This window comes from Serinicoccus kebangsaanensis, assembly GCF_008919445.1.
GTDB classification, from domain to species: Bacteria; Actinomycetota; Actinomycetes; order Actinomycetales; family Dermatophilaceae; genus Ornithinicoccus; species Ornithinicoccus kebangsaanensis.
This window is the reverse complement of the sequence record NZ_VSLG01000003.1, coordinates 314,306-333,614: the sequence shown is the minus strand read 5'-3', so window position 1 is coordinate 333,614 and position 19,309 is coordinate 314,306. Positions and strand designations below refer to the sequence as shown.

Below are 19,309 nucleotides of genomic sequence, written 5' to 3'. Positions count from 1 at the left end.
CTCGGTCGCACAGCGGACGCACAGCCGGCACCTGGGCGGCGCACGGGGTGGCAGGATGAACTCTCACCATGAGACCTGCCGCCGCCCCGCCCCTGACCCGCCTCGACGGTGCCCCCGTCCGGGTGCTCGTGGTCGACGACGAGGCGCACCTGACCGAGCTGCTCTCGATGGCGCTGCGCTACGAGGGCTGGCAGGTGCGCACCGCCGGGAGCGGGATGGAGGCCGTCCGGGTGGCGCGGGAGTTCGGTCCGGACGCCGTCGTCCTCGACATGATGCTGCCCGACTTCGACGGGCTGGAGGTGCTGCGGCGGATGCGGGCCGCCGAGCCGGAGGTGCCGGTGCTCTTCCTCACCGCCAAGGACGCCGTCGAGGACCGGGTGGCCGGCCTGACCGCGGGCGGGGACGACTATGTCACCAAGCCGTTCAGCCTGGAGGAGGTGGTGGCGCGGGTGCGGGCGCTCATCCGACGCACCGCGGTCGTGGCGCAGGAGGCCACCTCGGTGCTCGCGGTCGGTGACCTCACCCTGGACGAGGACAGCCACGAGGTGGCGCGGGCCGGGACCGAGATCACCCTGACGGCCACCGAGTTCGAGCTGCTGCGCTTCCTCATGCGCAACCCGCGACGCGTGCTCTCCAAGGCGCAGATCCTGGACCGGGTGTGGAACTACGACTTCGGCGGCCAGGCCAACATCGTGGAGCTCTACATCTCCTACCTGCGCAAGAAGATCGACCACGGCCACGAGCCGATGATCCACACCCTGCGCGGCGCGGGGTACGTCCTCAAGCCGGCCGCAGGCCCGTGACGCCGGCCGGTCGCAGCAGGTCCCTCCGCACCACGATCGTCACCTCCGTCGTCGCGATCTTCGCCTGCGTGCTGCTGCTGTCCGGGCTGGCGACGACGCTGACCCTGCGGCATACCCTCATCGGGCAGCTGGACGAGGACCTGCGGCTCTCGAGCGAGCGTGTCGGCGACCAGCTCGGGGGAGCGGGACCGCCCCCGCCCATGGACGAGGATCCGGGCGGGCCGGGGCGACCGCCCGGCGGGGGCGACCGCTCGCTGACCGTCGTGACGGACGCCCAGGGGCAGATCCTCGTCAACGCGGTGGTCACCACCGACAACCGGCTCGGGGCCCTGGACGACGCGCAGCTGGCGACCCTGGCCACCGCGCGGGAGGAGCAGGTGGCGCAGGCGGGGCCGTTCTCGGTCGACCTGGGCTCCGGCGTGGGCGACTATCGGGTGGTGGTGAGCGAGACGGCGGACGGCAGCAGGACGGTGGTGACGGGGCTGCCGCTGGCCGCGGTGACGGACACGACGCGACAGGCCGTGGTCATCCTGGTGCCGGCGGCGCTGCTGTCCCTCCTGGCGGCGGGGGCGGGATCGGCCTGGCTGGTGCGCCGCAACCTGGCGCCGCTGGACCGGGTGGCGGCGACGGCGCGGCGGGTCTCCCAGCAGCGCCTCGAACGGGGCGAGGTCGCCGTGTCGGACCGCGTGCCGGCCGGCGACACCGACCCCGGGACGGAGGTCGGGCAGGTGGGCCACGCGCTGAACGAGCTGCTCGACACCATGGAGTCGGCCCTGTCGGCCCGGCACACCAGCGAGCAGCGGGTGCGACAGTTCGTCGCCGACGCCTCGCACGAGCTGCGCACCCCGCTCGCCTCGATCCGCGGGTATGCCGAGCTGTCGCGGCGGGAGACCGAGCCGGTGCCCACCGGCGTCCGGTATGCCCTGGACCGGGTGGAGTCGGAGTCGCTGCGGATGCAGGGGCTGGTGGAGGACCTGCTGCTGCTGGCCCGGCTGGACGCCGGGCGACCGCTGGAGCGGGAGCGGGTCGACCTCACCCTGCTGTGCCTGGACGCCGTGAGCGACGCCCGCGCCGCCGGGAGGGACCACGTCTGGGCGCTGGACCTGCCCGAGCAGCCGGTCGAGCTCGTGGGCGACGACGCGCGGCTGCGCCAGGTCCTGGGCAACCTGCTCGCCAACGCGCGCACCCACACCCCCACCGGCACGACGGTGACGACCCGGCTGCGGGCGGCGCCCGACGAGGTCGAGCTGGTGGTCGCCGACGACGGACCGGGCATACCGGAGCAGCTGCAGGCCACCGTGTTCGAGCGGTTCGCGCGGGGGGACGACTCGCGCTCCCGGGCCGCGGGCAGCACCGGGCTGGGCCTGTCCATCGTGGACGCCGTGGCCAGGGCGCACGGGGGCCGGATCGCCGTCGAGTCGCGACCGGGGAGCACCAGCTTCGTGCTGACCCTGCCGCGGGACGAGAGCCCGAGCTCGGACCCGGCGACGGACGGGGCGCCGTGAGCGCCGTGGGGCCGTTGGACGCGGCCCGCACCACACCGCCGCCGGTGGCGGTGGACGGGGAGGCCTACCAGCAGCTGCGCGACCTGCTGGGTGCCGGGGGTGTGGTCGCCCTGACCGGTGCCGGCATGTCGACCGCGAGCGGCATCCCGGACTACCGGGGCCCGGACGGGACCCGACGGGTCCAGCCGATGCAGCACGGCGAGTTCGTCGGCTCCGCCGCGGCCCGGCGGCGCTACTGGGCGAGGGCGTACGTCGGGTGGACCAGGTTCGCGGCAGCCCGCCCGAACCCCGCGCACCACGCCGTGGCCGACCTGGAACGGTCGGGCCTGCTGCGCCACGTCATCACCCAGAACGTCGACGGGCTGCACCAGGAGGCCGGGAGCCGCCGGGTCCTGGAGCTGCACGGCAGCCTCGCCGCGGTGGAGTGCCTCGACTGCGGCGAGGCGACCACGCGGGAGCAGGTGCAGGAGTGGTTGAGCGTGGCGAACCCGGACTTCCTCGCCCGGGTCGACGCGCCCTCCCAGGTGCGACCGGACGGTGACGTCGCGCTCCCCGAGGAGCTGGTCGCGGGCTTCCGCGCGCCGCGCTGCCTGGTGTGCGGCAGCGACCGGCTGAAGCCGGACGTCGTCTTCTTCGGCGGGTCGGTGGCCAAGGACCTCGTGGAGCGGGCGTTCGCCTTCGTCGACGAGGCGCGGACCCTGTTGGTCCTGGGCTCTTCCTTGCGGGTGATGAGCGGCTACCGCTTCGTGCGGCGGGCGGCGCGCACGGGCATACCGGTCGCGGTGGTCACCCGGGCTGGCACCCGAGGTGACGCCGAGGCCACCGTGCGGCTGGATGCACTGCTCGGGGACGTGCTGCCCGCCCTGGTCGCCGATCTGGGTGGTTAGGCTGGTCGGCGGCGGCCCGAGCGGGTCGCGACGAGGAGGTCGCTGTGGTCACCTACGAGCAGCTGGGCGACATGTACGACGCCGAGGTCGTCGACCAGGACGGGCACAAGGTCGGCGGACTCGACCAGGTCTACCTCGACAACGGGACCGGTGAGCCGGCCTGGGTGTCGGTGCGCACCGGGTGGTTCGGGGGGCGCAAGATCTTCTGCCCGGTCTCCAACGCCTCGATCCGCGACGGCCAGATCCAGGTGCCCTACCCGCTGTCGATGATCAAGGACGCTCCGGACATCCCGTGCGACGGTCACCTGACCGAGGACGAGGAGGAGCAGCTGTACGACTACTACTCGATCGACGCGGGGCCAGCCCCCTCCGGATGAGATAGCGGCGCCGACCCCCGGTAGAGGATGGAGGGCCGGGGGTCGGCGCCGCGGTTCGGGGGGTCAGACCCGGCGCAGCACCGCCGTGACCTTGCCGAGGATGACGGCGTGGTCGCCGTCGATCGGCTCGTAGGCGGGGTTGTGCGGGATCAGCCAGGTCTTGCCGTCGCGGTGGCGGTAGGTCTTGACCGTGGCCTCGTTGTCGAGCATGGCCGCGACGATCTCCCCGTTGACCGCCGTGGGCTGGCGGCGCACGACGACCCAGTCCCCGTCGCAGATGGCCGCGTCGATCATCGAGTCGCCGACGACCTTGAGCAGGAAGAGCTCGCCGTCGCCGACGATCTGACGGGGCAGCGGGAAGACGTCCTCGACGGCCTCGTCGGCCAGGATGGGTCCGCCCGCGGCGATCCGGCCGACCAGGGGGACGTAGGACGGGCGCGGACGCGCGTCACCCACCCCGGTCTCGTCGTGGACGTCGCTGGGCACCGGGCCCGCGTCGGTGTCGCCGCGGCGGTAGCCGGAGCCCTCGCTCCCCGGGTGGACGACCTCGATCGCCCGGGGACGGTGCGGGTCCCGCCGGAGGAAACCCTTGCGCTCGAGCATCTTGAGCTGGTGCGCCACCGAGCTCGGCGAGGTCAGCCCGACGGCGTCACCGATCTCCCGCAGGCTCGGGGGATAACCGCGGTGGTCGACGGAGTCGCGGATGACGTCGAGCACGCGGCGCTGTCGGTTGGTCAGGCTGGCGCCGCCGTCGCGGTCCGGCATCTCGTGGATCGTGGCCATGATCTCCATCCCTCGTGCGGTCCCACCCTCGGCCGGTCCGATGGCTGCGGCCTGCTGCTCTGGCTGCATCATCCCTGGTCAGAAGGTATGTCAGAGGTGAGTGCTTGAGTCTCCGACATGAGCACAGACTACGCCCGGACCGCACGAAGAGCAAACATGTGTTCGGTCCGCGTGTCGACAGAGTCGGACGCCTGTGCTATGAATAGAACAGACGTGCGATCAGATGTCTGTCCGCATCGCACCGCCACGAGGAAGGTGAAGAGCATGAGCACCGCCATCGCGCACGACATCCTGAGTCCGCTGCCGGCGCCGGTCCGGAGGACCGCCCCCGGTCGCCGTGCCCACCTGCGTCTGGTCACCGGTCACGAGCAGATCGCCCGCCGCAGCCGCGGGGCCGCGCTGAGACTGACCCGGCGGGGTCGCCTCGCGATCACCACGACGACCACCCTGGTCGTGGCCCTCGTGGTGGGGTCGATGGTCGGCCTGCTCGGGCCGGCGGGAGCCACGACCTCGATCGTCGTGGAGCCGGGCATGACGCTGACGCAGATCGCGAGCGAGCAGCTGCCCGAGGTGCCGCTGAGCCGGGCGATCACCGACATCCAGCGGGCGAACAGCCTCAGCACGACCTCGCTGGCCGCCGGCCAGGAGCTGGTGATCCCCGCGCCGTGAGGTCTGGCTCGGTGGCCGCGGTCGGGACTCAGCTCGAGGTCGCGCTCGGTGCCGCGTCCGGCGGGTCGTCCTCGTCGTGGACCGCTCCCCAGACGGCCTCCAGCTGGTCGCAGGGCATGAAGTAGCCGGTGAGGTGCGGGTCGAACATCAGCCCGGCGATGCCGGCCTGCTGGTAGCTTTCCACCGACTCCACCAGCTCCTGCGGCGGCAGAGCGATCGCCCGTAGGTCCTCGTCGGCGCCGACCATCTCGTTCTGGACGGCGAAGTGGCGCGCGCGCTCGCCGCTGGTGTAGGTGAGCAGCATCAGCTGACCGTCGATCTGCGCGGCCGCGGGGGACTCGGCGCCCGGCTCGCCGACAGCGATGAACCACCAGTGCGGCAGGTCCATCGTGGCCCGCCACAGGGCCGCCATGCCCTCGTGGTCCTCCGGGCCGGTCACCTGACCCGCGAGCACGTCGGTCTCGGTCTCCTCAGGTGCGGCGAGCTGCCCCAGCGGCGTCGCCCCCGCGGCCGTGCCCGAGGAGTCCTGACCCGCTCCCGGTCCTGCCGCCGACGCCCCGGTCCCCGCCGAGTCCGAGGAGGCGGGTCGCTCGCCCTCGTAGATGGACTCCTCCGGGCGCTCGTCGTCCTGGAAGGGGATGTCGGCTGGGTCACTCATCCCTCCAGTCGACCACAGCACGCGGCACAGGGCCAATCCCAGCGGCTCAGCCTCCGGGGGACGTGGGCCTCTGCCCGGCTGCCTCGACATCCTCGCGTGGCGCCGCGGCGGTGGTCTCCCACTCCTCCTCGGGCCAGCTGTGCGGCACCACGCCTCCGTGGTGGGGGCGCTCGCCGTGGCACCGGTCTGTGGGGATGCTGCTGGACGTGGTCGCGGCCGGTGCCGGCGCTCCCGAGCGGCGCGGACCGTGGTCGGCCAGGGTGACGGCGACCTCCTCGGGACCGACCTCGACCCGCTCTCCCCGGACCTCGACCGTGACCGGCTCCCCGACCTCGACGGCCATTCGGAGGACCTCCTGCTCGACCCGGACGCGCAGCCGCGACCCGTGCCAGCGCATCCGCCAGGTCAGCGCCGGCCAGCCGGCCGGGAGGCGCGGGTCGAGGGTCAGCTCGCCGCCGTGGTCGCGCATACCGCCGAAGCCCGCGACCAACGCGCTCCACACGCCCCCGGTCGACGCCACGTGCACGCCGTCGCTGGCGTTGCCGTGCCGGTCCTCGAGGTCGACGAAGAGGCCGGCGTAGAAGTAGCGCAGGGCCAGCTCGTGGTAGCCCACCTCCGCCGCGACGATCGACTGCACGACGGCCGAGAGGGTGGAGTCCCCCGTGGTGATCGGGTCGTAGTAGGCGAAGTCCGCCAGCTTCTGATCGGCGGTGAAGACGTCACCCGCGAGGTAGAGCGCGAGCACGACGTCGGCCTGCTTGAGCACCTGGTAGCGGTAGATCACCAGCGGGTGGTAGTTGAGCAGCAACGGCCGCTTGTCCGCGGGCGTGGCGTCGAGGTCCCAGACCTCCCGCTCGAGGAACTGGCTGTCCTGCGGGTGCACGCCGACGACCTCGTCGTAGGGGATGTGCATGCCGTCGGCGGCCTTCTCCCAGGCCTGCACCTCGTGGTCGGCCAGGTGCAGCCGGGCCACCGCCCGGGCGAACTGCGCGGGGTCGGAGCCCTGCAGCGCCCGCACCGCCTCCACCGCCGCGCGCAGGTTGATCTGCGCCATGACATTGGTGAACAGGTTGTCGTTGACGATCGTGGTGTACTCGTCCGGCCCGGTCACCGCATGGATGTGGAACTGCCGGCTGCCGTTGCGCTGCCAGAAGCCCAGGTCGGCCCACAGGCGCGCGGTCTCGACGAGGATGTCCACCCCCTGGTCCAGCAGGAACTGGTCGTCGCCCGTGGCGCGGGCATACTTCATCAGCGCGTAGGCCACGTCCGCGTTGATGTGGTACTGCGCCGTCCCGGCCGCGAAGTAGGCCGAGGCCTCCTCCCCGTTGATGGTGCGCCACGGGAACAGCGCGCCGTACTGCGCCATCTCCGCGGCCCGCGCACGGGCGGACTCGAGCATGCCGTGGCGGAACCGCAGCGCGTTGCGGGCGGCCTGGGGGTGGGTGTAGACGAGGAACGGGAGCACGTAGCACTCGGTGTCCCAGAAGTAGTGCCCGCCGTAGCCGGACCCCGTGAGTCCCTTGGCCGGGATGCCGTGCGAGCCGGCGCGGATCGAGGCCTGGCCGAGCTGGAAGAGGTTCCACCGGACCGCCTGCTGCAGCGCGGGCTGCTCCGGCAGCTCGACGTCGGACTCCTCCCAGAAGCGGGCCCACACCCCGGCCTGCTCCTCGTGCAGCACGCTCACCCCGCGCTGTCCGGCGCGGTCAAGGGTGCGGGAGCAGCGGTCGGCGAGCTCGCGCGGCGGCACACCCCGCGAGGTGTGCACCGCGACCAGCTTCTCGATCCGGACCGGCCGACCCTCCTGGGCCTCGACCCGGAAGACGTGCTTGGCCAGGTCGTCGGTGACCTCGAGGTGCTCGGTCCAGGTGTTGTCGGTCTCGACCGTGTGGTGGGCCATCGTGGCGATCGTCATGCCCGAGTTGTGGCAGCGGTAGCCGAGCAGCAGCCGCTGGCCGCTCGCCTCGCCCAGGACAGGGTCCAGGACCCGGTGCTCGAAGGACTCCGCCTTGCGCGGGTCGACGCCCTCGCCCATCGCGGCGCTGCGCACGTGGTACTCGTCCGAGCCGTCCTGACGGTTGAGGATCTGGCTGGAGACGTCCAGCGCGGCGTTGCCGTCCAGCAGCTCCACCTCGAAGGTCATGACCGCGAGGTGCCGCTCCACCACGCTCGTCATCCGGCTGGTGGTGATCTTGACCCGCTTGCCCGCGCTGGTGCGCCAGACGACCTCACGACGCAGCAGACCCGCGCGGAAGTCCAGCGTGCGCTCGTAGTGGTCCAGGTCGGCCGTCGACAGCAGCAACGGCTCGTCGTCGACGTAGAGCTTGATCGTCTTCGGGTCGGGCACGTTGACGATGGTCTGCCCCACCCGCGCCAGCCCGAACGCCTCCTCGGCGTGCCGGATCGGCCAGGTCTCGTGGAAGCCGTTGACGAAGGTGCCGTGCGCGTGGGTGTCCCGGCCCTCCTCGACGTTGCCGCGCAGGCCGAGGTAGCCGTTCGAGACGGCGAAGAGGGTCTCGGTGACCCCGAGGTCGGAGCCCTCGTAGGCCGTCTCCACCAGGCTCCAGGGCTCGGCGGGGAAGCGGGTGCGGTCCAGCGGGTCGACAGGGGCAGGGGGACGGTGGGACATCGCTGCCATCGGGGCGGGCTCTCCTCTTCAGGTGCGGGACGGCATCACATCAGTTCTGCCAGATCGGTCACGACCTGGTCCGCGCCGGCCTCCAGCAGCACGTTGCGGCCGGCGCCGCGGTCGACACCGACGACGAACGCGAACGGGCCACCGGCGCCGGCCTCGACGCCGGACACGGCGTCCTCGACCACCACGCAGGCCTCGGCCTCGTGCCCGAGCTGGCGCGCGGCATACAGGAAGGTGTCGGGGGAGGGCTTGCCGGCGAGCTGCTCACGGGCCGCCACCGTGCCGTCGACCACGACCGGGAAGCGGTGCGCGATGCCGGCCGCCTCCAGGACCGTCGGGGCGTTCTTGGACGAGGACACGACAGCCATCGCGATGCCGCGCCGGTCGAGGGCGTCGAGCAGCTGCACCGAGCCGGGGTAGGCGGTGATGCCCTCCTGGGCCAGGACCTCGTTGAAGAGCTCGTTCTTGCGGTTACCGAGGCCGCAGACGCTGAGCGTGTCGGGCGAGTCGCCGGGGTCGCCGTAGGGCAGGTCGAGGCCGCGCGCGTCGAGGAAGGACTGGACCCCGTCGTAGCGGGGTTTGCCGTCGATGTAGGCGAAGTAGTCCTGGTCGGTGTAGGGGGCCTGGGTCGCCGATTCCTGCTCGAGGACACGGGTGAACATCACCTCCCAGGCACGCATGTGCACGGTCGCGGTGGGCGTCAGGACGCCGTCCAGGTCGAACAGCACTGCGGTCACGGGATCCCAGTTCACGAGGGACACCCTAGTGGGGAGGGGTGTCGGTGTGGGGGACTAGCGTCGTCGGTATGCCGGATGAGACTCAGGTCAGGACGCCGCCCACGCTCACGGAGGCAGCGGGGCAGGCGCTGCGGCGGCTGGTGGGGCGCGAGGACGCGGACTTCCGCGACGGGCAGTTGGAGGCCGTGCGCGCGCTGGTCGAGGAGCGATCCCGGGTGCTGGTGGTGCAGCGGACGGGATGGGGCAAGTCGGCGGTGTATTTCGTGGCGACGGCCCTGCGTCGGGCGGGCGGAGCGGGGCCGACGGTGATCGTGTCGCCGTTGCTGGCGCTGATGCGTGACCAGATCGCGGCCGCCTCGAGGGCGGGCGTGTGGGCGGTGACGATGAACTCCGCCAACGCGACCGAGTGGGACGAGGTGCGCTCCGCGCTCGCCGCCGACGAGGTCGACGTGCTGCTGGTCAGCCCGGAGCGGCTGAACAACCCGAGGTTCCGGGACGAGCAGCTGCCGGACCTGGCGGCGCGCTGCGGTCTGCTGGTGGTGGACGAGGCGCACTGCATCAGCGACTGGGGGCACGACTTCCGCCCGGACTACCGCCGGATCCGGACCCTGCTGGACGCCCTCCCCGGGGGCACGCCGGTGCTCGCGACGACGGCGACGGCCAACGAGCGGGTCGTCGAGGACGTGGCCGAGCAGCTGGGGGTCGGGGGTCGGGAGGTGCGGACCATCCGGGGACCGTTGGCCCGGTCCTCGCTGCGGCTGGGGGTGCTGCCCCGGCTCACGCCGGAGCAGCGGCTCGGGTGGTTGCTGGCCCATCTCGGGACGCTGCCCGGCAGCGGGATCATCTACTGCCTCACGGTGTCGGCCGCCGAGGACGTCGCCGAGGCGCTGCGCGCCGCCGGGCACGAGGTCGCGGCCTACACCGGGCGCACCGACACCGAGGACCGCGAGCGGCTGGAGGCGGCGCTGCGCGACAACCAGGTCAAGGCGCTGGTGGCGACCAGTGCGCTGGGGATGGGCTTCGACAAGCCCGACCTGGGATTCGTGGTGCACCTCGGGGCGCCCAGCTCGCCGGTGGCCTACTACCAGCAGGTGGGGCGCGCGGGGCGGGCCACGGAGCGGGCGGACGTGCTGCTGCTGCCGGGGTCGGAGGACCGCGACATCTGGAACTACTTCGCCACGGTGTCGATGCCGCGGCAGGACCAGGCGGACGCGGTGCTGACGGCGCTCGGGGAGAGCGACCGACCGCTGTCGACGCCGGCGCTGGAGACCATTGTCGACGTGCGTCGGACCCGACTCGAGCTGCTGCTCAAGGTCCTCGACGTCGACGGGGCGGTGACGAAGGTGCAGGGCGGGTGGACCGCGACCGGCGAGCCATGGGTCTACGACCGGGAGCGCTACACCCGGGTGGCCGAGGCGCGGGTGCGCGAGGCCGAGCTCATGGTCGGCTACCAGCAGACCGACGGGTGCCGGATGGCCTTCCTGCAGGAGTGCCTGGACGACCCGACGGCGGCACCCTGCGGTCGGTGCGACCGGTGCGCCGACGTCTGGTATCCCACGGAGGTCCCGGAGGCGGCGGTGGGGGACGCGCAGCAGCGGCTGGGTGCGGTGGGCGTGCCGGTCGACCCGCGAGGGCAGTGGCCGTCGGGTATGCCCCGGCTCGGCGTGGAGGTCAAGGGCAAGATCCCGCCGGAGGAGCAGGCCGCTCCCGGCCGGGCGCTGGCCCGGCTCTCCGACCTCGGGTGGGGGCAGCGGCTGCGCACGGTGCTGGAAGCGGGCACATCGGTGCAGTCGGACCCGGAGGACCCGGAGCAGGAGACGGTGGCCGGGGAGCCGGTCCCGGAGCAGGTGACCCGCGCCGTGGTGCAGGTGCTGGCGGGGTGGGACTGGGCGCAGCGTCCGGTCGGGGTGGTGGCGATGCCGTCGCGCCGACGTCCGGCGGTCGTCGGGTCGTTGGCGGAGCAGATCAGCCAGATCGGGCGGCTGCCGCTGCTCGGGACCCTCGACCTCGCGCACGGCGGTCCGGTGGGCGAGCCAGGGGGCAACAGCGCCTTCCGACTCGCCAACGTCTGGGACCGGGTCGTCGTCGGGGACCAGCTCGGCGAGGCGGTCCGCGGGGCGGGCGGGCCGGTGCTGCTGGTGGATGACGTCGTCGACTCACGGTGGACGATGACCGTCGCCGCGCGGGCGCTGCGTCTGGCGGGTGCCGAGGCGGTGCTGCCGCTCGCGCTGGCGATCGAGGGCTGAGCCGGCGGGGCCTGCCTCCCTGCCTCGCCCGTCGGGGTCAGTAGAGGAAGAAGGGGAAGATGCTGCGGTCGTGCGCGTGCACGATGGCCAGGAACACCACGGCGTCGAAGAGCAGGTGGATCAGCACGACGTAGGTGAGGGACTTGGTGCGGGTGAAGATGTAGCCCTGCAGCAGCGCGAAGGGGATCGTCAGCAGCGGTCCCCAGGCGCGGTAGCCGAGCTCCCAGAGGAAAGACACGAAGATCGTGGCCTGGAGCACGTTCGCCGTCCACAGCGGGAAGTGCCGCCGCAGCAGGGCGAAGCAGATGCAGATGAAGAACAGCTCGTCCCACAGCCCCACGGCGTTGACGCCGACGAAGAACCGGCCGAACTCGCTCGCGGTCTGGATGGGCGGCCAGTTCTGGTAGCTGCCGGAGTGGATGAAGTAGGCCGGCAGGATGAGGTAGCCGAGGACGGGGACGGACACCACGTAGCCCCACTGGAGCCGGGTCCACCGCCGGCCGGTGATCCACGGGAAGGTGATCGCGCTGCGGCGGTAGACGAAGCGGTCGACCAGCACGGGTGCGAGGACCGCGGCGGTGAGGACCGCTCCGAGCAGGAAGAACATGTCCCAGCTGATGTCCGCCTCGACCGACGTGGTGGACACGATGCCGATGCCCAGGGCGATGAGCAGCAGGTCGCGGAACAGCTCGCGGTGCAGCAGGAACGCGGCGACCAGGCTGACGACGAGGAGGGCATACCCGATCCAGGGCAGGTGCAGGCCGAAGAGGAGCAGGGCCGAGACCGAGACCCCTGCAGCCGGTGGCAGGGTGCGCAGGGTGGGGGCTGGTGCGTGGTGCGCGGCCGTGTCGGCGTCGGCGGAGGTCACGGCACCATTGTGCGGGGTGCCTCAGCCCCAGTGCTCCTCGCGGCCCACGGTGACGGAGATGTCGAGCTCGTTGCCCTCGGGGTCGGCCAGGGTCCACCAGAACGGCGCCATGTCCCGCACCACCGTGCCGCCGGCGGCCACCGCCGCCTCGACCCGGGCGGCGGCGACGTCGTGCGGCACGAAGACGTCGACGTGGATGCGGTTGCGCTGGGCTCGTCGCTCGGTCTCGGCGACGTCGATCGGCTGGAAGAAGAGGACCGGGCCCAGCCATCGGGGGTCGACGATGTCCGTGACATCGGTGCGCGGGTCGGGTCGGTAGCCCAGGGCCTCCTGCCAGAAGGTCCGGACGGCGGCGACGTCGGCCGCGTCGATCCCGATCTGCACGAACCTCGCGCTCTCCGGATCGGCGGTGAGGCCGAGCGCCCGGGCCTCCCGCTGGGCGCCCTGCGCGAGCGGGAGGTAGCCGTCCTCCATCTCCCAGCGGTCCTTGCCGGTGTCGAGCGTCACGACAGCCGTCGATCCGCCGGTCGCGGGCTCGTCGACGTCCCGCCGGAGCGGCCGCACATCGATGCCCAGGGGGAGTCCCGCGTCGTCGGCGAGCCTGGATGCCGCCCGCACCAGCGCAACCAGCTCCTCGCCCCAGGAGGTGGGGTAGGTCGCGACGCCCGAGAAGACCAGCCGCCAGTCGTCGGTGCCTGGCTCGCCCCACTGGTCGCTGGCGGCCGGGAGCGGCAGCATGTCCACCTCGTTGCCCTCGGGATCGGCCACGCAGGCGTAGAAGCCATGGTGGGCCACGGTCGCCCCGCGGCCCTCGAGGTCGTCGACGGCGGCGGCGGACACCGGCTGGGCGGCGACGGAGTCGAGGTGGATCCGGTTGCGCAGTGGCCGGGAGGAGTCCATGTCCTGGAACCACAGCGGCGGATGGCGGCGGCCCGGGTCGACCGCGTCCTCGTCCCCCTGGCGCTCGTAGCCGAGCGCCGTCTCCCAGAAGCTCATCACCTCGTCCGCGTGCTGGGTGTCGACCGTCAGCTGCACCTCCTGGACGACGTCCGGTCGAGGCTCCAGACCGAGGTCACGGGCCGCCGCGGAGATGGCGCGGGCGAGGTCGGCCGTCGCGGTGGTGAAGCCCTCGCCGGTCGCGGACAGGCGCACCAGCACGCCCATCTCGCGCACGTCGACGTCGGGCAGCGGTGCCCCGTGGTCACCGCACAGCCTCACGATCTCCTCGACGAGGGCGGCGCCCGCGGTATGCGACCCCGCCTCGAACCAGGCGAAGGCTCCGCGGCCGAGCCCCCGCCAGTCCTCCGTTCCCCGGTGAGCCTGGAACGCCTGCGTGGTCAGCGGAGTCGTGTGGTCGTGGTCCTCGCTCATGGCTCGATCGTGCCAGCGGAACGCGTGCTGGTGCTGGCTCGCGGCCGCTGGCCACGTCGATCGCGGTCAGGTGGTGGCCGCGATCGACTCGCCCGAGGACGTCGACGCCTCCACCCCCCAGGCCTCCGCGAGCATGCGGTAGCTGCGGCGGCGCAGCTCGGGGTCGAAGGTGTAGGTGGTGACGATGAGCTCGTCGAGCTCGTGCGCCGCGGCGAACGCCTCGAGCTTCTCGACCACGGTCTCGGGCGTGCCCACCATCTTCACCGACTGGTGCGCGTTGGCGAGCGGGAGCAGCTCGGTCGGCACGACGGCGGCCAGGCTCTCGACCGGTGGGTCCAGCGGCGCGGGCTGACCCGAGCGGATGCGGATCGCCATCAGCTGCGCCGTGGTGAAGAGGTGGTCGGCTTCCTCCTGGGTCGGGGCGACCAGGACGTTGACCCCGGCCATGGTGGTCGGCCGGTCGACCTCGGCGGTCTCGGCATCCGCGCGGAACCGGTCGCGGTAGAGGCTGAGCGCCTCCTGCAGCTGGTCCGGGGCGAAGTGGGAGGCGAAGGAGAACGGCAGCCCGAGAGCAGCGGCGACCTGGGCACCACCGGTCGAGGAGCCGAGCATCCACAGCGGCACCTGGGTGCCCTCGCCGGGCAGGGCACGCACCCGGCGGCCGGCCTGCGGGGCGCCGAGGTATGCCTGCAGGTCGGCCACCTCGCCGGCGAAGTCGGGCAGGTGGCCGCTGGACCGGGAGAGGGCGGCGGCGGTCATCGGGTCGGTGCCGGGCGCACGGCCCAGCCCCAGGTCGAAGCGGTCGCCGTGCATGGTCGCGAGGGTCCCGTAGTACTCCGCGACCATCAACGGCGAGTGGTTGGGCAGCATCACCCCGCCGGAGCCCAGGCGGATCCGCTCGGTCGCGTGCGCGACGTGGCCCAGCAGCAGCGAGGTGGCGGAGGACATGAAGGCCTCCGAGCCGTGGTGCTCGGCCATCCAGAAGCGGCGGTAGCCGAGCTGGTCCACCTCGCGCGCCAGGGCGACGGACTCCTCGATCGCGGTCGCGGGGGTCATGCCCTGGGACCGGGGGACGAGGTCGAGCACGGACAGCGGGACGCGGGGAGTCGGCATGTGCGGGTCAACGTCCGCAGCCGGTCGTGTATGCCGCCCTCCTCGAGCGGCAGCGGACAGGCACGCCAGGTCCTGCGCGTGCGCCGCGGGTCGTCCACGGGCATGCCTCACCGGCCGGCCACTCTCGGGCCGGCCGTGGGGGCGGGGTCCTCAGACGTGCCAGGTGACGGTGCCGCCGCTCACCGTCGCGGTGAGGTCGCGCTGGTGGACGTGCGTGTGGTGACGGCCGCACAGCAGGGTCATCCGGTCGACGTCGGTGTGTCCGCCACGGGCCCAGTGGTCCAGGTGATGGCTGTCCGACCACTGCGGCAGCGCGGAGCAGCCGGGGAAGGAGCAGCCGCCGTCACGCACGGCCAGCGCCTTCCACTGCGCCGGGCTGGCGAAGCGCGCGGTCCGGCCCAGGGCGAGCGGCTCGCCGTCGGCGGTGAGCCACACCGGGGTCAGCTCGCCGCTGCAGGCCAGCTCGCCGGCCTGCCCCGGTGGCACGTAGTCACCCGCCATCGTGCTCGCCGGGCCGGCGGGCGTGCCGCGCTCGGGGTCGAACGGGATCGTCAGCAGGACCGTGGCCCGGGCGGTGGAGGGCGGGGCACCTGGGTTGCTGGTGCCGCGACGGATCACCGTCATCAGCGCGTCGTAGCCACGCTGCCCGGGCAGCCGGGTGTCCGGCTCGACCGGGCCGCCGCCCGATCCCTCGTCGTCACCCCCGTCGCCCCGTGCCTCGCGTCCCGGTGCGGGCGCCGCGAGGGCAGAGGTCAGCACGCCGTTGATGGTCGCTGCGTCGCCGTCCGGCGCGTCGATCGTGAAGCGGGTGAGCCCTGGCCCGACCCGGCGGCGGGAGATGCTGCGCAGCTCGATCGCCGTCCGCTCCCGCTCCTTTGGCTTCGTCTCGTGCAGCAGGTCCTCGAGGAGCCGGTGGCACACCCGGCCCAGGTCTCGGTCGGACAGGTCGGGCCGCGCGGCCGCCGCCGTGACGATCCGGGCGTACTCCTCCTGCTGCTCCGGGTCGAGCGAGGACGCGAGCCGGGTCATCGTCCGCGCGACCTGCGCCGCCCGGTGCACCGGGACGCCGCCCTCGGCGACCGCCTCGCCGATGACCGCCGTCGTGGGGGACTGCGAGACCGTGACGATCGCGCCGATCTGGGCCGCGTCCTGGGTGCTGAGCCACGGGCACCGCACCCGCAACCAGTCGACCAGCGACATCGCCACGTCCTGGTGCAGGCCGCGCAGGGCCGCCTCGCGCGCCAGCGTGAACCCCACCGCCCCCAGCTGCGTCTGCAGCTCGCCCACCGACTCGATCGCTCCGGCCAGGTCACCGTCGAGCACCGTGGCGGCCTCGTCACCGCCGAGGGTGGCGGCGTTCAGGCCGCGGCGCGCGGCACCCAACCCGTCCAGCACCCGCTCGCGCGCCGGCCGACTGGCCAGCTCCGCCCCGTGCAGGTCACCCAGGGCCTCCGCGACCTCGCCCATCAGTGCGTCGTAGTCCGCCGCGCTCAACCCGTCGACCTCAGCGGTCGTGGTCGGCTCGACGTCGGCCCACACGTCCACCCCGCCCCGCTGCCCGCCCCCGGATCCCTCCATGACCACACTCAAACACCCAACACCGACATACCCACTGACCTGCACCGATCCGGTGACAGACGTCACTCCCACCGACGCCGACGGGCTGGCACAGTGGTCCCCATGACTCGCCCCGACGCACCTCAGGACGCCTGGTCCCGGTGGGGGTGGCTCTTCGGCGGGGTCTGGCTGGTGTTCTTCACCTTCCCGCTGATCCACATCTGGACGGTCCTGGACGGCCTCGGCTGGCGGCTGACCGCCACGGCCGTCGTCCTGGCCTTCATGGTGGCCTACGTCGCCACGGTCCGGCACGCGACCTCGCGCGTCGGCGCCGGACAGTATGCCGCCGCCGCCCGCGGCGGTCTGCTCGGCCTGGCCACGATGGTCGCCATCGCCGTGCTCCTGGCTGCGATGATCGGCCCGAACGCGCTGACCGCCATGCCGTTCATCGTCGGGGTCCCGGTGTTCTTCCTCCCGTGGCGAGGGGTCTGGACGGTCGCGCTCGGTCTGCTCGGCGTGGGCATGGTGACCAGCGCGCTGCTCTGGGGCTGGTGGCCGACGGCGATGTTCTGGGGCATCTCGGCGCTGGTGCTGACGATCAGCGTCCTGAGCCGCTACCTCGAGGAGCAGCAGGAGTCGGCGCAGCAGACCGAGAGCCAGCTGGCGCTGACCGAGGAGCGCGAGCGGGTCGCCCGCGACGTCCACGACGTGCTGGGCCACTCGCTGACGGTGGTCACGGTGAAGACCGAGCTGGCGCGGCGGCTGGTCGACGCCGACCCCGAGCGGGCCAAGCAGGAGATGGGGGAGGTGCAGGACCTGGCGCGGCAGGCGCTGGCCGAGATCCGCGCCACGGTCGGGGGGCTGCGGGTGGCGCGGCTGGCCGAGGAGCTGGAGTCCGCGCGGACCGCGCTCGCCGGCGCGGACGTCACGATCGACGTCCGCGGCGAGGTGGCCGATGTCGACCCGCGGCACCGGATGACGGTCGCCTGGGTGCTGCGCGAGGCGGTCACCAACGTGGTGCGCCACAGCGGCGCGACGCGGTGCGTCATCGAGCTGGGGGAGAACGTGCTGACGGTGACCGACGACGGTCGTGGCGTCGGCGACCACCGTGAGGGCAACGGCATACGCGGCCTCCGGGAGCGCGTGGAGCAGGCCGGCGGCGCCCTGTCGCTGCGGCCGGGCACGGACGGTGTCGGGACGACGGTGGAGGTGAAGCTGTGATCTCGGTGCTGCTGGCCGACGACCAGGCGTTGGTGCGCGGCGCCCTGGCGGCGCTGCTCGACCTGGAGCGCGACATCGACGTGGTCGCGCAGGTGGGGCGTGGCGACGCGGTGCTGGACGCGGTGCGCCAGGCCCAGCCGCAGGTATGCCTGCTCGACATCGAGATGCCCGGGCTGGACGGCATCGAGGTGCTGCAGCAGCTGCGGGACGCGGGCCTGTCGACGCGGTGCCTCATGGTGACGACGTTCGGGCGGCCGGGTTATCTGCGGCGCGCGATGGACGCGGGGGCCAGCGGCTTCGTGGTGAAGGACACGCCCGCGCCCGAGCTCGCCGAGGCGGTGCGGCGGGTGCACGCGGGGCTGCGCGTCGTGGACCCCGCGCTGGCCACCGAGTCGCTCATCGGCGGCCCGAACCCGCTCACCGACCGCGAGCGCGAGGTGCTGCGGCAGGCGCTGGACGGCTCCCCGGTGCAGTCGATCGCGGGGCACCTCTTCCTGTCGCCCGGGACGGTGCGCAACTACCTGTCGTCCGCGATCGGCAAGACCGGCACGGCGACCCGGGTGGAGGCGGCGAGGTATGCCGAGGAGCGCGGCTGGCTCTAGCCGCAGCTCAGGCCATCGCCTCCCGCCGGGCGAGCAGCAGCGCGCCGATCCGCTCGGCCCGGATGCCGTGCTGCGCGGGGACGACCTGCAGCGCGCTGGCGATGGCCGGTTGCGCGTCCCGGTCGATCGCCTCCCGGACGCCCTTGCCGAAGGCCTCGGCGTGCACCGCCCCGAGCCGGCCGCCGGTCACGACGAGGGCGGGGTTGAGGGCGTTGCAGACGGGCGCGAGGGTGGTGCCCACGGCCCGGCCAGCGTCCGTCACGACCCGCGCCACGACGGGGTCACCTGCGCCGGCGTCGGTGAGCGCGTCCTCGGTGTAGGGGTGGGGGAGCTCGGCCTGCACCCGCTCCAGCCCGGCGACGGTCTCGAGGCAGCCGAGGTTGCCGCACCGGCAGCGGATGGTGCTGTCATCGACCCGCGTATGCCCGAACTCACCGGCGAGTCCGCCGCTGCCGCGGTAGACGCGGCCACCCAGGACCAGCGCGCACCCGACCCCGTGCGAGGCCTTGACGAAGACGAAGTCGTCGACGCCCACGGCGGCCCCGCTGCGCATCTCGCCGACCGCCCCGAGGACGGTGTCGGTGGTGACGGGCACGGGCATACCGAGCACGCGGGTCAGTCGCCGTCCCGGGTCGCTCATCTTGCCCTGGCCCAGCATCGAGGGGACCGCGAGGACCCCGTCGTGGCTCATCGGCCCGGGGAGCCCCGCGACGGCCCCCGCCACGTCCGCCAGGGTGGCGCCCTCGCGGGCCAGGATCTCCAGCGCCAGGTCACGGGTCAGGTCGATGGTGGCCGCCGGCTCCCGGTCGAGGTCGGCGTCGACGGTGATCTCGTGCAGGACCGCGGCGGCGGCGTCCCCGAGCGCGACGGACACGTGGTTGTGGCCGAGGTCGATGCCGAGCAGCAGGCCTTCGGGGTCGGCGCGACGCACCAGCTGTGCCGGGCGCCCCCTCCCGTCGGGCTGCCGGGTGGCCTCCCTGAGGTCGCCGCTGTCGAGGAGCCGGGTGACGACGTCGGCCACGGTGCTGCGGGACAGACCGGTGTGCCGGGCGATCTCCTGGCGGGTCACCTCGTCGCGGTCGCCGACCACCCGCAGCACGGCGGCGGCGTTGCCACGGTGCCGGGGGCTGCGGCCGGTCGAGAGGACCTTCTGTTTGTCCACGACTCGGAAAATAACACAGCCATAACTATCGTTGACAAGACTTAACGGCCGTGGTTAGCCTCACGATCACCCGTGGCTGGTGCGACCTCCGGCCCGTGACGACGACGTGCGAAGGGAC

Annotated in this window: 17 protein-coding genes; 8 read left to right on the top strand and 9 right to left on the bottom strand. The window is 73.0% G+C overall.

Annotated elements, in window-relative coordinates; translation table 11 throughout:
* The first annotated feature begins 68 nt into the window (after window positions 1-68).
* Genes FXF60_RS05430 through FXF60_RS05415 form a run of 4 tightly spaced genes read left to right on the top strand, consistent with a single transcriptional unit; the run spans window position 69 to window position 3,572 of the window.
* Window positions 69-803, top strand: coding sequence for a response regulator transcription factor (locus tag FXF60_RS05430; protein ID WP_151524240.1), 735 nt, complete (start codon window positions 69-71; stop codon window positions 801-803).
* Entirely contained in the window at window positions 800-2,308 is a 1,509-nt protein-coding gene (locus FXF60_RS05425) for a sensor histidine kinase (RefSeq protein ID WP_151524238.1), read from the top strand. The genes FXF60_RS05430 and FXF60_RS05425 overlap by 4 nt, the downstream gene beginning before the upstream one ends.
* Window positions 2,305-3,195, top strand: a complete 891-nt coding sequence (locus tag FXF60_RS05420) for a Sir2 family NAD-dependent protein deacetylase (protein ID WP_238335718.1) — start codon at window positions 2,305-2,307, stop codon at window positions 3,193-3,195. The genes FXF60_RS05425 and FXF60_RS05420 overlap by 4 nt, the downstream gene beginning before the upstream one ends.
* A 44-nt stretch (window positions 3,196-3,239) precedes the next feature.
* The gene (locus tag FXF60_RS05415; RefSeq protein WP_151524237.1) at window positions 3,240-3,572 is read left to right on the top strand and encodes a PRC-barrel domain-containing protein; all 333 of its coding nucleotides are present in this window, start codon (window positions 3,240-3,242) and stop codon (window positions 3,570-3,572) included.
* Window positions 3,573-3,635: 63 nt separating this feature from the next.
* On the opposite strand, the gene lexA is transcribed toward FXF60_RS05415, so the two are convergent.
* Window positions 3,636-4,355 (bottom strand): transcriptional repressor LexA, encoded by a 720-nt coding sequence (gene lexA / locus FXF60_RS05410; protein ID WP_151524389.1) that lies wholly within the window; start codon window positions 4,353-4,355, stop codon window positions 3,636-3,638.
* Window positions 4,356-4,619: 264 nt separating this feature from the next.
* Between lexA and FXF60_RS05405 the strand changes: the two genes are divergently transcribed.
* Window positions 4,620-5,024, top strand: a complete 405-nt coding sequence (locus FXF60_RS05405; protein WP_192796607.1) for a LysM peptidoglycan-binding domain-containing protein — start codon at window positions 4,620-4,622, stop codon at window positions 5,022-5,024.
* A 28-nt stretch (window positions 5,025-5,052) separates the two neighbouring features.
* Here the strand turns inward: FXF60_RS05405 and FXF60_RS05400 are convergent, their stop codons facing one another.
* The 3 genes from FXF60_RS05400 to FXF60_RS05390 are packed head-to-tail and all read right to left on the bottom strand — an operon-like array spanning window position 5,053 to window position 9,066.
* Window positions 5,053-5,682, bottom strand: a complete 630-nt coding sequence (locus FXF60_RS05400; RefSeq protein ID WP_151524235.1) for a hypothetical protein — start codon at window positions 5,680-5,682, stop codon at window positions 5,053-5,055.
* Window positions 5,683-5,728: 46 nt separating this feature from the next.
* Window positions 5,729-8,308: a glycoside hydrolase family 65 protein gene (locus FXF60_RS05395; protein ID WP_437440849.1), complete on the bottom strand. Its 2,580-nt coding sequence runs from the start codon at window positions 8,306-8,308 to the stop codon at window positions 5,729-5,731.
* A 44-nt stretch (window positions 8,309-8,352) separates the two neighbouring features.
* Window positions 8,353-9,066, bottom strand: coding sequence for an HAD family hydrolase (locus FXF60_RS05390; RefSeq protein ID WP_151524233.1), 714 nt, complete (start codon window positions 9,064-9,066; stop codon window positions 8,353-8,355).
* Window positions 9,067-9,119: 53 nt separating this feature from the next.
* Between FXF60_RS05390 and FXF60_RS05385 the strand changes: the two genes are divergently transcribed.
* Window positions 9,120-11,297 (top strand): RecQ family ATP-dependent DNA helicase, encoded by a 2,178-nt coding sequence (locus tag FXF60_RS05385; RefSeq protein ID WP_151524232.1) that lies wholly within the window; start codon window positions 9,120-9,122, stop codon window positions 11,295-11,297.
* 37 nt (window positions 11,298-11,334) lie between these two features.
* Here FXF60_RS05385 and FXF60_RS05380 read toward each other — a convergent pair whose 3' ends face one another.
* The 4 genes from FXF60_RS05380 to FXF60_RS05365 form a co-directional block, all read right to left on the bottom strand.
* Window positions 11,335-12,165 carry a CPBP family intramembrane glutamic endopeptidase gene (locus FXF60_RS05380; RefSeq protein WP_151524231.1) on the bottom strand — a complete coding sequence of 277 codons (831 nt, stop codon included), beginning with the start codon at window positions 12,163-12,165 and terminating at the stop codon, window positions 11,335-11,337.
* Window positions 12,166-12,186: 21 nt separating this feature from the next.
* The gene (locus FXF60_RS05375) at window positions 12,187-13,536 is read right to left on the bottom strand and encodes a VOC family protein (protein ID WP_192796606.1); all 1,350 of its coding nucleotides are present in this window, start codon (window positions 13,534-13,536) and stop codon (window positions 12,187-12,189) included.
* A gap of 66 nt (window positions 13,537-13,602) precedes the next feature.
* On the bottom strand, window positions 13,603-14,649 hold the full coding sequence (locus FXF60_RS05370; RefSeq protein ID WP_151524230.1) for an LLM class flavin-dependent oxidoreductase: 1,047 nt from the start codon (window positions 14,647-14,649) through the stop codon (window positions 13,603-13,605).
* 150 nt (window positions 14,650-14,799) lie between these two features.
* On the bottom strand, window positions 14,800-16,227 hold the full coding sequence (locus FXF60_RS05365; RefSeq protein WP_151524229.1) for an HNH endonuclease signature motif containing protein: 1,428 nt from the start codon (window positions 16,225-16,227) through the stop codon (window positions 14,800-14,802).
* Between the two features lie 102 nt (window positions 16,228-16,329).
* Between FXF60_RS05365 and FXF60_RS05360 the strand changes: the two genes are divergently transcribed.
* Both FXF60_RS05360 and FXF60_RS05355 read left to right on the top strand, forming a co-directional pair.
* A complete protein-coding gene (locus FXF60_RS05360; RefSeq protein ID WP_151524228.1) occupies window positions 16,330-17,427 on the top strand; it encodes a sensor histidine kinase in 1,098 nt (365 codons plus the stop codon).
* The gene (locus FXF60_RS05355) at window positions 17,424-18,029 is read left to right on the top strand and encodes a response regulator transcription factor (protein ID WP_151524227.1); all 606 of its coding nucleotides are present in this window, start codon (window positions 17,424-17,426) and stop codon (window positions 18,027-18,029) included. The genes FXF60_RS05360 and FXF60_RS05355 overlap by 4 nt, the downstream gene beginning before the upstream one ends.
* A 7-nt stretch (window positions 18,030-18,036) precedes the next feature.
* On the opposite strand, the gene FXF60_RS05350 is transcribed toward FXF60_RS05355, so the two are convergent.
* Complete coding sequence (locus FXF60_RS05350; protein ID WP_192796605.1) at window positions 18,037-19,191, bottom strand: ROK family transcriptional regulator; 1,155 nt, start codon at window positions 19,189-19,191, stop codon at window positions 18,037-18,039.
* Between the last annotated feature and the right edge of the window lie 118 nt (window positions 19,192-19,309).

Coding starts and splice junctions, on each gene's coding strand:
- FXF60_RS05430 (WP_151524240.1), top strand. CDS start 69: ATGAGACCTGCCGCCGCCCCGCCCCTGACCCGCCTCGACGGTGCCCCC.
- lexA (WP_151524389.1), bottom strand. CDS start 4,355: ATGGCCACGATCCACGAGATGCCGGACCGCGACGGCGGCGCCAGCCTG.
- FXF60_RS05405 (WP_192796607.1), top strand. CDS start 4,620: ATGAGCACCGCCATCGCGCACGACATCCTGAGTCCGCTGCCGGCGCCG.
- FXF60_RS05400 (WP_151524235.1), bottom strand. CDS start 5,682: ATGAGTGACCCAGCCGACATCCCCTTCCAGGACGACGAGCGCCCGGAG.
- FXF60_RS05395 (WP_437440849.1), bottom strand. CDS start 8,308: ATGTCCCACCGTCCCCCTGCCCCTGTCGACCCGCTGGACCGCACCCGC.
- FXF60_RS05385 (WP_151524232.1), top strand. CDS start 9,120: ATGCCGGATGAGACTCAGGTCAGGACGCCGCCCACGCTCACGGAGGCA.
- FXF60_RS05375 (WP_192796606.1), bottom strand. CDS start 13,536: ATGAGCGAGGACCACGACCACACGACTCCGCTGACCACGCAGGCGTTC.
- FXF60_RS05370 (WP_151524230.1), bottom strand. CDS start 14,649: ATGCCGACTCCCCGCGTCCCGCTGTCCGTGCTCGACCTCGTCCCCCGG.
- FXF60_RS05365 (WP_151524229.1), bottom strand. CDS start 16,227: ATGGAGGGATCCGGGGGCGGGCAGCGGGGCGGGGTGGACGTGTGGGCC.
- FXF60_RS05360 (WP_151524228.1), top strand. CDS start 16,330: ATGACTCGCCCCGACGCACCTCAGGACGCCTGGTCCCGGTGGGGGTGG.